This window comes from Thermomonas sp., assembly GCF_047606765.1.
In the GTDB taxonomy this organism is placed as follows: domain Bacteria; phylum Pseudomonadota; class Gammaproteobacteria; order Xanthomonadales; family Xanthomonadaceae; genus Thermomonas.
In genome coordinates this window covers 1-12,919 of the sequence record NZ_JASGED010000019.1, presented here as the reverse complement: position 1 = coordinate 12,919, position 12,919 = coordinate 1, and the positions used below count along the sequence as shown (strand labels likewise).

Genomic DNA, 12,919 nt, shown 5'->3' with positions numbered 1-12,919 from the left:
GCTACCGGGACAGCGCCTACTTCTTCCTGAAGATCAAGGCCACCTTCCCCGGGAATACGTGAAGAACCTTTCTTTTTGGAGTTTTTACCCCCTCCCCCTTGAAGGGGGAGGGTTGGGGTGGGGGTGATCGGCTTCGCGCACATCCCCCCATCCGCCTAACTCGCGCCATCCGTGGCGCTCGCCCTTCGGGCCAGCTTTGCTGTTCGCGGGCGCTCCTGCGCCCGCAGTCGGCACCTTCCCCCGCAAGGGGGGAAGGAACAGCAAACGGGCTTTACATCAGGGCGGCGATGCCTGTGACGTGGACGCATCCGCACCGGCGGCGGGCACATGACCCTTGGCGTACAACGTTTCCGCGGGCAGGCCGATGTCTTCGTCCAGCCACTGCCCATCGGTCAGGCCGAGGGCATCATCCAGGATGGTCGGCAGCAAGCCGCCAGGCAACGCGCTTTCGCTGTTCCACAGCAGCACCACGCCGAGGTTGCGCTCCGGCAGCAGCGCCATCGCGCCGCGATAGCCCTGTACCGCGCCGCCGTGGAAAACCACGTTGTGGCCCGAATAGTTCAGGGCGCGCCAACCCAGCGCATAGCTCGCGGATTGCAGGCGCGCGCGTCGCCATGATGAGCCACGGATTTCGGAGGGCGTGTCCACCAGCGGTGCGTGCAGGGTGGCCAGCAGCGGTGCCGGCAACACGTCGGTGCGGTAGCCGGTGTGCGCCAGCAACCACTGCGCCATGTCGCTGATGCTGGCGTTGACGCCGGCGGCAGGAGCCACGCGGTAGTAGGTGGGCTTCGGGGTCAGCGACACCCAGCCCTTGCCGCTGCGCACATGCGGGCGCGCCCAGCGTGCGCTGGCCTGGATGCCTTCCAGCCCGTAGCTGGCGTCGTGCATGCCCAGTGGCTTGAAGATGCGATGGCTGACTGCCTCGCTGAAGAATTGACCGGTGGTGGCGAACACGATGTCGCCGATCAGGCTGAAGGCGACGTTCTGGTAGGCATAGCACTGGCCGGGCGCGCAGCTCATCGGTGCGCCTGCCATCTTCATGGTCAGGCTGTGATAGTCCGCGTTTGCCTCGATGTCGCGGTCGAAGGCGTTGCGGGTCAGGCCGGTGCGGTGGCTGAGGATGTCGGCCACGGTCATCTGTTGCGCGGCATCCGGCATCGACATCCGGAACGAGGGCACGTAGTCGGTCAGGTGGCTGTCCCAGCGCAGCACGCCGTCATTGACCAGCATGCCGGTGACGGTGCCGGCGAAGGTCTTGGACAGCGAGGCCAGCCGGAACACGGTATGCGCATCGACCGGCTGTGGGTTGCGCACGTCGGTCACGCCGTAGCCGCGCGCGCTGAGGATGCGGCCATCCTGCACGATCGCCATCGCCAGGCCGGGGATGCGGCCGTCGGCGACCAGCGCCTCGGCGATGGTTTCAAAACGCCGCACATCAAGCGCAGTGGTTTCAGGCAGCGGTTGCGGCAATGCCTGCGTGCGGTTGACTGCGCCGCGCCAGTGCATCGCGTCCTGTGCGGTGGAACCCAGCGCCATCGGCAGCAGTGCCGCCACCAGTCCAACGCGCCAAGCCTGCCGGGAAGTGCGCTCTTTCATTCGGGCATGTCCCCTGCGTATGCTGCAACGACTGGCCGATTCTAGCGCCTGTTTTCGCGATTGCATGAACAAGGGGAACTTCCATGCTTAGTTCGTTGATTGTGTTGGCAATTGTGGTGGTGCTCGTGTTCTGGGGCATCGGCATCTACAACGGCCTGGTGACCGCCCGCAATGCGTTCAAGAACGCCTTCGCCCAGATCGACGTGCAGTTGCAGCGCCGCTTCGACCTGATCCCGAACCTGGTCGAAGTCGCCAAGCAGTACATGAGCCATGAGCGCGAAACGCTGGAAGCGGTGATCGCCGCGCGCTCCGCCGCGCAGTCCGGGCTTGCCGCTGCCAAGGCCAATCCGGGTGATGCTGATGCAATGGCGCAGCTCGCAGCCTCGCAGGGTCAGCTCAACGGCGTGCTGGGCCGGCTGCTGGCAGTGGCCGAGGCCTATCCGGACCTGAAGGCCAACCAGAACATGATGCAGCTCACCGAAGAGCTGACCAGCACCGAGAACCGGGTCGCGTTCGCGCGGCAGGCGTTCAACGATTCGGTGATGGCCTACAACAACAAGCGCGAAGTGTTCCCGAACAGCGTGTTCGCCGGCATGTTCGGCTTCCAGCCGGCGACGCTGCTGGAAATCCCGGCGGACAAGCAGGAGCAAGTGCGCGCCGCGCCGAAGGTGCAGTTCTGAAAGCCCCTCTCCCTTTGGGAGAGGGGTTGGGGTGAGGGTTCGGTTCGGAGGCATTGCGCCCGTTCCACGAACCCTCATCCGCCCTTCGGGCACCTTCTCCCGGAGGGAGAAGGAAAGGAGCACTCTGCATGAACTTCTTCGAGCAACAAGCCGCCGCCCGGCGCAATTCCACGCGGCTGGTCATCCTGTTCGCGCTGGCGGTGGCGGGCATCGTTGCGGCGGTCGATCTGGCCGCGTGGCTGGTGATGCCCTCGTGGCGGATGCTGGCCTTCACCACCGGCGTCACATTGGTGACGATTTTCTTCGGCTCGATGTACCGCATCGCCAGCCTTGGCGACGGCGGCGAGACCGTCGCCCAGCAGATGGGCGGCACCCTGGTGCCGGAAGACACCACCGATCCCGGCCTGCGCCGGCTGCGCAACGTGGCGGAGGAAATCGCCATCGCCTCCGGTGTGCCGGTGCCGAAGCTCTACGTGCTGGAACACGAGGCCGGCATCAACGCCTTCGCTGCCGGCTACACCGCATCGGACGCGGTGGTGGCGGTGACCCGTGGCGCGCTGGACCGGCTCAACCGCGACGAGCTGCAGGGCGTGATCGCCCACGAGTTCAGCCACATCCTCAACGACGACATGCGCCTGAACATCCGCCTGATCGGCGTGCTGTTCGGCATCCTGATGATCGGCCTGATCGGTCGCAAGATCCTGGAGCATGGGCGCTTCGGCGGGCGCAGCAAGAATATCGGGGCCGTGCTGATTGCCGCGCTGGTGGCGATGGTCATCGGTTACATCGGCCTGTTCTTCGGGCGCATGATAAAGGCCGGCGTCAGCCGCAGCCGCGAGCGGCTGGCCGATGCCAGCGCCGTGCAGTTCACCCGCCAGACACAGGGGCTGGCCGGTGCGCTGAAGAAGATCGGTGGCCTGCACGACGGCTCGCAGCTGAACCATCGCAGCGATGCCGAGGAAGTCAGCCACATGCTGTTTGGCGATGGCATCGGCTTCACCGGCCTGTTCGCCACGCATCCACCGCTGCTGGAGCGCATCCGCGCGCTGGAACCGGGCTTCAGCGATGAAGCCCTTGCACGGCTGCAGGCACGCTGGGCGATGGCCCCGCCCAACGGCATGCAGGAAGACATCGCGCTGGGGCTGGATGGCGGCAGCGGTTCGCAGCTGCCCGCTGCGCGGCAGGAACTTTTGGTCACGCCGCCGATGGTGGCCGCGCAGGTGGCGACGCCGGCAGCGGATGACTACAGGCGCGCCGATGCCATCGTCACCTCGATCCCCGATGCCCTGCGCGATCTTGCCTCGCGTCGCGACACGGTGATGCCGCTGCTGCTGGGCATGCTGCTGGCGGATGACGAAACACTGGCCGAGCGCCAGCGCATGGACATTGCCGCACGCCTTGGCGATGACGCCGCCGACCACGCCATCCGCATCCATCAGCAACTGACCGCCGAACTGCACCCGATGCTGCGCCTGCCGCTGGCGGCGCTGGCCTTCCCGGTGTTGCGCTTGCGCCCGCGCCCGCAGCTCGATGCCTTCATGGACACCGTGCATGCCGTGGTGCATGCGGACGGGCAGGTTTCGTTGTTCGAGTATTGCCTCGGCAAGCTGCTCACCGTGCAGGTGCGCGAATCACTGAACCCGGCGCGCTATGCCCGCTTCGGCAGGCGCAAGCCCGGCAATGTGCGGCAGGAGTTTGCCACTTTGCTTGCAGTGGTCGCGCAGGCCGGGCATGTGGATGAAATTTCAGCGAAGCGCGCCTATCTCGCGGGTTTGCAGCGCGTGCTGCCGCGCGATCATCTGCCCTACGCACCGCCAGCCGAAGGCGTGCTGGCGCTGGATGCCGTGTGGGAACCGCTGGACGCACTCGACCCGCTGGCGAAGCAGGCGATGGTCGAAGCCGTCACCGACGCGATCAGCCATGATGGGCGCGTCAGCGTGAGTGAGGCCGAACTGCTGCGCACCATCTGCGGGGTGCTGCATTGCCCGCTGCCGCCGATGTTGGAACGAGGATGAGACGGATGTTCATGAACGCAAGAAGCATGGTTCTTTCCGGGTTGCTGACTTTTTCAGCAGTAGTGTCCGCGACGACATGGTTACCGACGAGGATCACTGATCCGATCAGTGGTAAACAATGCGTCGTGCAGACGCCGGGCAGTTCTGGTTCCTATATCTATCAATGGCCGGAAAAGTACGACCAAGTGTTCTGGCCACTCACGGATCGCTACGGCATCTGGGTTTGTCGGTCTTCGGGATTCGCAGCTTTCATCGGAGACATCGAACTCGACGATGAGGAAAAAACCGCGATCCGTCGCTTCCTAAAGAATGCCGTGCCGCTGCCGAAGGAAGCAGGGATGGGAGCAGTGCTGGCCCGAGTTGAGTCGATATACGCCTTGCGCAAGGTCGAGCCGGATGCCAAGTCGCGGATCCTCAGGGCACTGGCGTACCAGTACGAATCCAACGGGCTGCAAGCCAAGGCAAACGAACTAAGGTCGCAAGCTGCCGCGATCATGGAAACCAGACTGGCTGACGAGAAGCTGGAGCCGATGCTGCGGTTGCAATATCTGTTCGTCACCGCGAATTACGCGCGTGAATTGGGTCAGGTCGAGTCGTCGGATCAGAAGCTGAAGCAGTTGTCTCCGCTGCTGGCCGATGCCTCCACAGACGAGAAACTCAAGGGCTATGCGGAATATGTGCAGGAGTTGATTGTCTCAGCCAGGAAGATCGCACCCGGAGGTAGGCTGGCACCGGGAGAGTGATCAGTCCGCCCTGATCTAGGGAAGCTCTGAACAACTCACGAAACGTCATCCCGGCGAAAGCCGGGATCCAGCTTTTTCAGTGACTTACCAAACAGCTGGATTCCGGCTTTCGCCGGAATGACGGCTTGTTCAGACCTTCCCTAATCCGCCGATCGATGCTCGCGAACCGGGAATGGTGCAAGCCTCAGGCCGCGTGCAGGAGTTTCTCGGCCACCGGTTCCGGCAGGGTCACGGCGACGAAAAACGACGCCGGATACAGATAGTCCTCGCCGGATTCGTCGATGACACGCAACTGGCCGAGCCGCGCCGCTTCCGCATCCGGCAGCGATTCGTAGAGCTTGCGCAATTCAAGCGAGGCCTGATAACCCTCGTTGGCGATACATACCACCAGTGAATGTCTGCTCATGGGTCAGTCCAGATATCGCTTGATCTTGTATTCGCGCTTGCCGATGCCGGCGGCTTCGTACCAGTGTAGCTCGGCACGGCGTGTGCTGCCGTCGGGCAGCCGGATGTCGGTTTCACCTTTGCGCTTTCGCCAGAAACCGGAGCCGTACAGCTTCCGCAGGCGCGGAAGCTCCCGGATACCGCGACCAACCGCGATGGTTTCGGCATGGATAATCGGTTCGAGGATGACGAAGTCCATGCGCAGACGATCTGCTGCGCACGCGACCCGTGCCATCGGGCAATTCCGGTTTCCGCGTAGGGGAATGCCCTGTCCGTAGATGCAGGAGCGGGGATGATCGTTGATCTTCCTTCTCCCCGCGTAGCGGGGAGAAGGAAGAAACATGATGTCATCCCCGCGAAGGCGGGGATCCATGGACGTTAACCATTGCAAATCAACGTCCTTGGACTCCCGCTTTCGCGGGAGTGACGAGCGAGAGCAGGTTGTTCAGGCCTTCCTTATGCTCCGCGAATCAAATCCGCCGCACGCTCCGCAATCATGATGGTCGGCGCGTTGGTATTGCCACCGATCAGCGCGGGCATCACCGAGGCGTCCACCACGCGCAGGCCTTCCACGCCGCGCACGCGCAGCTGCGCATCGACCACCGATGCATCGTAATCGCCCATCCGGCAGGTGCCGATGGGGTGATAGACCGATTCGGCCTTGGCGCGGATGAACTCGATGAGTTCCGCGTCGGACAGGTCAGTGCGCTTGGGGAAGATCGGTGCGCCGCGATAGGGGTCGAAGGCGCGCTGGGCGAAGATGGTGCGGCTGATCCGCGCGCATTCCACCATCATCTTCAGGTCGAAGCCCTCGGCATCGGACAGGTAGTTGGCGTGGATGCGCGGCTTGTCGCTGGCGCGGTTGCTGGCAAGCGTGAGGCGACCACGGCTGCGTGGGCGCAGGAAGCAGGCGTGCAGGGTGTAGCCGTCGCCGGGCAGGCGGTTGCGCCCGTGGTCGTCCAGCATCGCCGGAACGAAGTGGAACTGCACGTCGCAGCGTTCGTCCGGGGCAAGCGGGGAACGCCAGAAGCCGCCGGCCTCGGCGAGATTGCTGCTGCCCGCGCCGCGATGGCCGCGCAGGAAGTAGTTGAAGGCCATCTTCGGCTCGTTGATGCGGTCGTAGGTGATCCGCCGGGTCGAATGCTGCAAGGTGCAGATGTCCAGATGATCCTGCAGGTTGCCGCCAACGCCGGGTGCATCGTGGACGATGCCGATGCCGAGCTTGCGCAGTTCATCCGCAGGGCCGATGCCGGACAGCATCAGGGTCTGCGGCGAGTTGATCGCGCCGCCGCACAGGATCACTTCGCGTGCCGCCGATTGCTGGCAGGCCTTGCCGCGCATCGAATAGGCCACGCCGCTGGCACGGCGTCCGTCGAAGGTGATGCGTTCGACCATCGCGCCGGTGTGTACGGTCAGGTTGGGGCGCGAACGCACGGGCGCAAGATAAGCCGCTGCGCTGGAACAGCGCGCGCCATTGCGCTGGGTCACCTGATACAGGCCAGCGCCTTCCTGCCGCGCGCCGTTGAAGTCGCCGTTGCCCGGGATGCCGGCCTGCCGCGCGGCTTCGATAAAGATGTCGGACAGCGGGTTGTGGTGGCGCAGGTCGCTGACCGCCAGCGGGCCATCGCCGCCGTGCAGTGCATCGCCGCCACGGCTGTTGCCTTCGGCGCGCTTGAAGTAGGGCAGCACCGTGTTCCAGTCCCAGCCCGAGGCGGTTTTCGCCCAGTCATCGTAGTCGCCCGCAACACCACGGATGTAGCACATCGCGTTGATCGAGCTGGAGCCACCCAGCACCTTGCCGCGCGGCCACCACAGCGTGCGGTTGTGCAATTGCGGCTCCGGCGCGGTGTCGTAATCCCAGTTCACGCCCTTCTTGCCCACCAGCTTGGCAAGGCCGGCGGGCATGTGGATGAAGGGGTGCCAGTCGCGAGGGCCGGCTTCCAGCAGCAGCACCTTGACGGTCGGGTCTTCGCTCAGGCGGTTGGCAAGCACGCAGCCGGCGGAACCGGCGCCGATGATGATGAAGTCGTACAACGGGACATCCTGCAGCGAAGACAGGCCGACGCTAGTCCGCCGGGCTAGAGCAAATGCTCTGCGCAATGGGTGGCGGTTGCGCCTGTCTGCGGTTACCGTTGCGCATCACCGCGCCCGAGCTGGCTTTCGATGACGAATCCCACCGCAACAGGCCGCATCGGTCGCTTCAGGACGGCGCTGGCTGAATCCCCGCCACTGCTGTGGTCGTTCCTGTTCTTTTTCTGCCTGTTGTCTGGCTATTACGTGCTGCGCCCAGTGCGCGATGCGATGGGCGCGTCCAGCGATGTCGAGGCCGTGTTCCCGCCGGAGATGATCGCGTTCTTCGCCGCGCGCGGCATCCAGTTGCAGGAGTTGATCCTGCAGGTGCTGTCCACCTGCACCTTCGTCCTGATCCTGATCGCGCAGCCGATCTACGGCGCACTGGTCAGCCGCTTCCCGCGCCGGGTGTTCCTGCCGGTGCTGTTCGGCTTCTTCATCCTCTGCCTGTTCGTCTTCCATGCCTTGTTCGACAGTCAGGTTGCTGGGCGCGGGATGGCGTTCTTCCTGTGGATGACGGTGTTCAACGTGTTTTCGGTGGCCGTATTCTGGAGCTTCATGGCCGATGTGTTCTCCCATGAGGAGGCGAAGAAGTACTACGGCTACATCGGCGCTGCCGGCACCATCGGCGCGTTCACCGGCCCGCTCATCACCCGTGCGCTGGCCGAGAAAGTCGGCCTTGCCAATCTGATGCTGGTATCCGCCGGATTCCTTGCCGCGTGCGTGGTGTGCATCTGGCGGCTGCGCCGCTGGGCCTTGCAGCGCGAAGTGAAGATCGGCCGCGACAACGAGAGCGCGATGGGCGGCGATGTATTGGCCGGCTTGAAGCTGATCGCGAAGGAACCGCTGCTGCGCTGGCTGGCCGCAATGGTCTTCCTTGGTGTTGGCATTGGCCATTTGCTCTATAACCAGCAGGCAGTGATCGCGCGCGAGGGCCTCGCCACCGCCGAGGCGCGCACTGCCTATTACGCCGGCATCGATATCGCGGTGAACGTGCTGACCCTTGTCGTGCAACTGTTTGCCACGCGCTGGTTGCTGTCGCGGTTCGGGCTGGCCCCGGTGATCCTGATCCCGATGGCAGCACTGCTGCTTGGCTTTGCCGTGCTGACTGCTTCGCCGCTGCCGATCGTGGTCGCCATCGTGCAGGTGGTGACACGCTCCAACGAGTTCTCGCTGATGAAACCGGGGCGCGAAACCATCTACACGCGGGTTGACCGGCAATGGCGCTACAAGGCCGGTGCCGCCATCGACACCGCGTTCTTCCGAGGTGGCGAGCTTACGTTCTCGTGGACGTACAGGGCGCTTGCGATGTTCGGTTCGCAGGTGGTGTTCGGCTTTGGCCTGCTGATGGCGGGGCTGATGACCGCCAGCGCGTGGCGTCTGCTGCGCGAGGAAAAGAAGCTGCCGTCGAAGGAACCGCCGTCGCCGTAGGTGCGGAGCTTGCTCCGCACATGGTGCCGGTGGGTTTGTGCGGAGCAAGCTCCGCACAAACCGTGGAAGGGGGATGCCCTTACGCCGCTTCGCGCGGCTGATGCCGGTTCTGCGGCAGGTCGTAGTAGCTGGCCGCGCGCAGTTCGTGCATGTCGAAATCATCCACGGTGATCGTGTCCAGCGTGATCTCGCGCAGTTCTTCCAGTTGCTTGCGCTCATCCAGAGTGATCCAGCCCTCGCGCACGCCTTCGTCCAGCTGCGAGGCAAAGTCCAGCGCCTCGATGTCGCTGGTCTTCAGCGCCTTCAGGAACTTGCGCTCCACCGGCTCGGCCAGCACGGCCCTGGCAAGGTAGCTGTCGATGCGACCGCCGGGATTGTTCTGGCACGGGGTCAGGAACACGCCCTTGCCCAGTCGTTCGCGGGCCTCGTTCGGGGCCATCAGCAGCATCGCGACGCGATGGCTCAGGCGGTCGCCCGGCGCCACCGCGCGGCGGCCCCACGGGAACACCAGCGGCCACAGCAGCCAGCCCAGCGGCTTGATCGGGAAGTTGCGCAGCGCCTGCGACAGCGCCAGTTCGATCTCGTACGCGCTGTTGTGGAAGGCCCACGCCAGCAGCGGCTTGTCGGCTTCGGGACAGCCTTCGTCATGATGGCGCTTGAGCACCGCGCCCATCATGTACAGATGACTGAGCACGTCACCAAGACGGCCAGACAGCGATTCCTTGAACTTCAACCGCCCGCCCAGCGCGCCCAGCGACACGTCGGTCAGCAGCGCAAGATTGGCGGCATAGCGATTGAGCTTGCGGAAGAATTTCTTCGTGTAGGCATCGCCAACGGTGCCTTGCAGGCGCGCGCCGGTCAGGCCGAACCACCACGAGCGTACCGCGTTGGAAATCGCGCCGCCGATGTGCGGATACAACGCGGCATCCAGCGCATCGACACCGGCCTTGATGTCCGGGTCTTGCGCCGCGCGCATTTCCTTCATGATGTACGGATGGCACAGGATCGAGCCCTGCCCGAAGATCAGCAGGCTGCGGGTCATGATGTTCGCGCCTTCCACCGTGATCGCGATGGGCGCGGCCTGCCACGAGCGACCGGCGAAGTTGCGCGGGCCAAGGATGATGCCCTTGCCGCCGACGATGTCCATCACGTCCTTGGCGATATCGCGACCGGAGTTGGTGCAGTGGTATTTGGCGATGGCCGACGGCACCGACGGCACGTCGCCGCGATCCACCGCCGCCGCCGTGGCCTGCGCCAGCGCGCTGATCGCATACGCCTTGCCGCCGATCCGCGCCAGTGCTTCCTCCACGCCTTCGAAGCGGCCCACCGACAGCCCGAACTGCTTGCGGATGCGCGCATACGCACCGGTCACCACCGCGCCAAACTTCGCACCGCCGCTGGCGGTGGAGGGCAGGGTGATCGAACGCCCCACGGCGAGGCATTCGTTGAGCATGTTCCAGCCCTTGCCGGCCATCTCCACGCCGCCAATCAGCTGGCTCAAGGGGATGAACACGTCGCGCCCGTGGATCGGCCCGTTCTGGAACGGCGAGTTCAGCGGGAAGTGGCGACGACCCACATCCACGCCGGGCGTGTCGCGCGGCAGCAGCGCCAGCGTGATGCCGATGTCGCGGGTATCGCCGATCAGCCCGTCCGGGTCGTACATACGGAAGGCCATGCCGATCAGGGTCGAGACCGGAGCCAGGGTGATGTAGCGCTTGTCGAAGGTCAGGCGAATGCCCAGCACGTTCGCGCCGTTCCACTCACCCTTGCAGACGATGCCGTAGTCGGGGATCGAGGTTGCATCGGAACCTGCAAACGGGCCGGTCAGGCCGAAGCAGGGCACCTCAATACCAGCGGCAAGACGCGGCAGGTAATAGTCCTTCTGCTCCTGCGTGCCGTAGTGGTTGAGCAGCTCGCCGGGGCCAAGCGAGTTGGGCACGCCCACGGTGGAGCTGACCACGCTTGAGATAGACGCGATCTTCTGGATCACCTTGTGGTGCGCCAGCGCGGAAAAACCGAGGCCACCGTATTCCTTCGGAATGATCATGCCGAAGAACTTGTGCTGCTTGATGAAGTCCCACAGCTCCGGCGGCAGGTCGGCGTGGACGTGGGTGATTTCCCAGTCGTTGATGCGCTTGCACAGCTCTTCCACCGGGCCATCGAGGAAGGCCTGTTCCTCGGCGGTGAGTTGCGGCTTCGGATAGGCCAGCAACTTGTTCCAGTCCGGCTTGCCGGTGAACAGGTCGCCCTCAAAACCGACCGAGCCGGTTTCCAGCGCGATCCGCTCGGTCTGCGACAGCGGCGGCAGCGCCTTGCGCAGAAAGCCAAGGGCTGGCGTGGTCAACAGCGGCTTGCGGATCGCCGGGATCAGCAGCGGCACGGCGACCAGCAGGGTCAGCACGGCGGCGGTGATGATGGCACCGTGGCTGGCACCCAGCAGCCAGCAGCCGACCAGCGCGGTGCCGGTGATCGCGGCCCAGACCGCCAGTCGCAGCCGGTGGTAGGCAGCGAAGGCGGACACGACGAAAAAGGCGAGGAAAGGCAGGATGACGCCCATTGCAATGGCTCCCGGTGCCGCAGATCAGACGAAAGGAAGGGCGGCGTTGTGCGATATCGCGGCATCGCCTACCATACGCTCAAGTATGGGTTATGCGTTTGCGCTGTCAATGCGCAAAAAAGAGCAAAAACTCAGCATACTGCACCCGACCCGACCGTATGGATGACGCGCCGCGATGACCGAAGCCGCCCCTCGCAACGGACGCCTGACTGCCGATGACTGGGCGCATGCGGCGCTGGACCAGATCGCCGAACAGGGCGTGGCCTCGGTCGCCGTCGAACCGCTGGCGCGCCGGCTTGGCGTCACCAAGGGCAGTTTCTACTGGCACTTTCCTTCCCGTGATGCGCTGTTGCAGGCCGCGCTGGAACGCTGGGAGCGCGACGAGCACACCGCCTATCTGGCGCTGGACGCCATCGAAGACGCCACCGAACGCCTGCGCACCCTGTTCCAGTTGATCGCGCACCACAACAAGACCCACATCATCTATTCCGAACTGCTCAAGGCCGCAGGCCACCCGGCGGTGGATGCAGTGCTGGGACACGTGCTGGAACGCCGCACCGGCTTCCTGTTCAAGTCCTTCCGCCAGGCCGGCCTGAGCCAGAAGGACGCCCTCAACCGCGCGCGCATGACCTATGCGATGTACGTCGGTGTCCTGCAACTGGAACTGCCCAAGTTCCAGAACCGCCAGCCCATCGAAGGCTTTGACGGCTACATCGAACACATGATGGTGACCTTGATCCCGGCGGTTTGAGCTGGGATGGGCATGCCTGTGCCGCAAATCTCCCTGCCTGTTGGCAGTCTTGGCCTCTGTTGCGACTGAAACTGAATACGCAATTTCGCACCTGAATACGCGCTGATGGACTTGTTAAAGATTTGTTGCCTGCTCTATAGTCGGCGAGTCAGGCCGCTTCGGGCCGGGCGTACATGTACATCCAATTCAGTCACAGCTGTCCCTATGGGGGTTACACAATGGCTTATAAAAAAATAAAGCGGTGCGCGCTCACGATGGCGCTTAGCCTGTGCTTTGTCGGCGCAGCATATGCTGCTGATACCGGTGGTTTGCGCATCACCATCACGGGTAATGGCGGTCAGCCACTTGCAGGTGCCACCGTCAAGGTCAGTTCTCCCGATAGCTTGGTCTCCAAGACCGGTGTGACGGCAGCAGACGGTAGCGTCAGCCTGGCTGGACTGGATCCCTCCACCCGGTACACGGTCGAGATCGTGGCCTCGGGCTATAACAACTACAGTGCAAGCAATGTGGCGGTTGTCAGTGGCAAGAACCTCAGCTTGGGTTATGCCTTGGGTGCTGTTACGAGCGATGCCACCAATCTGGATGCCGTGGTCGTTACCGGCACTTCGCTGGCGGCGGTGGATACAACCTCG

The 12,919-nt window shown here is 64.1% G+C and carries 11 protein-coding genes; 6 read left to right on the top strand and 5 right to left on the bottom strand.

Annotated features, from left to right (window positions below; all coding sequences use genetic code 11):
* Window positions 1-276 precede the first annotated feature (276 nt).
* A complete protein-coding gene (locus tag QM612_RS02120) occupies window positions 277-1,596 on the bottom strand; it encodes a serine hydrolase domain-containing protein (protein WP_415252248.1) in 1,320 nt (439 codons plus the stop codon).
* Window positions 1,597-1,679: 83 nt separating this feature from the next.
* On the opposite strand from QM612_RS02120, the gene QM612_RS02115 reads away from it, so the two are divergent.
* From QM612_RS02115 to QM612_RS02105, 3 genes are all read left to right on the top strand, one after another.
* On the top strand, window positions 1,680-2,276 hold the full coding sequence (locus QM612_RS02115; protein WP_415252247.1) for a LemA family protein: 597 nt from the start codon (window positions 1,680-1,682) through the stop codon (window positions 2,274-2,276).
* 128 nt (window positions 2,277-2,404) lie between these two features.
* Window positions 2,405-4,291, top strand: coding sequence for a M48 family metallopeptidase (locus QM612_RS02110; protein WP_415252246.1), 1,887 nt, complete (start codon window positions 2,405-2,407; stop codon window positions 4,289-4,291).
* Between the two features lie 5 nt (window positions 4,292-4,296).
* Window positions 4,297-5,034, top strand: a complete 738-nt coding sequence (locus QM612_RS02105) for a hypothetical protein (RefSeq protein ID WP_415252245.1) — start codon at window positions 4,297-4,299, stop codon at window positions 5,032-5,034.
* 184 nt (window positions 5,035-5,218) lie between these two features.
* Here QM612_RS02105 and QM612_RS02100 read toward each other — a convergent pair whose 3' ends face one another.
* From QM612_RS02100 to QM612_RS02090, 3 genes are all read right to left on the bottom strand, one after another.
* The gene (locus QM612_RS02100; protein ID WP_415252244.1) at window positions 5,219-5,440 is read right to left on the bottom strand and encodes a hypothetical protein; all 222 of its coding nucleotides are present in this window, start codon (window positions 5,438-5,440) and stop codon (window positions 5,219-5,221) included.
* Between the two features lie 3 nt (window positions 5,441-5,443).
* On the bottom strand, window positions 5,444-5,677 hold the full coding sequence (locus QM612_RS02095; RefSeq protein WP_415252243.1) for a hypothetical protein: 234 nt from the start codon (window positions 5,675-5,677) through the stop codon (window positions 5,444-5,446).
* A 257-nt stretch (window positions 5,678-5,934) separates the two neighbouring features.
* A complete protein-coding gene (locus QM612_RS02090) occupies window positions 5,935-7,512 on the bottom strand; it encodes a GMC family oxidoreductase (RefSeq protein ID WP_415252242.1) in 1,578 nt (525 codons plus the stop codon).
* A 129-nt stretch (window positions 7,513-7,641) separates the two neighbouring features.
* Between QM612_RS02090 and QM612_RS02085 the strand changes: the two genes are divergently transcribed.
* Window positions 7,642-8,979, top strand: a complete 1,338-nt coding sequence (locus QM612_RS02085) for an NTP/NDP exchange transporter (RefSeq protein ID WP_415252241.1) — start codon at window positions 7,642-7,644, stop codon at window positions 8,977-8,979.
* A 79-nt stretch (window positions 8,980-9,058) separates the two neighbouring features.
* On the opposite strand, the gene QM612_RS02080 is transcribed toward QM612_RS02085, so the two are convergent.
* Complete coding sequence (locus tag QM612_RS02080) at window positions 9,059-11,536, bottom strand: acyl-CoA dehydrogenase (RefSeq protein WP_415252240.1); 2,478 nt, start codon at window positions 11,534-11,536, stop codon at window positions 9,059-9,061.
* Window positions 11,537-11,711: 175 nt separating this feature from the next.
* On the opposite strand from QM612_RS02080, the gene QM612_RS02075 reads away from it, so the two are divergent.
* Together QM612_RS02075 and QM612_RS02070 are read left to right on the top strand one after the other, a co-directional pair.
* Window positions 11,712-12,287, top strand: a complete 576-nt coding sequence (locus QM612_RS02075; protein ID WP_415252239.1) for a TetR/AcrR family transcriptional regulator — start codon at window positions 11,712-11,714, stop codon at window positions 12,285-12,287.
* Between the two features lie 218 nt (window positions 12,288-12,505).
* The coding region (locus QM612_RS02070) for a carboxypeptidase-like regulatory domain-containing protein (RefSeq protein ID WP_415252238.1) at window positions 12,506-12,919 on the top strand (414 nt) is incomplete at its 3' end.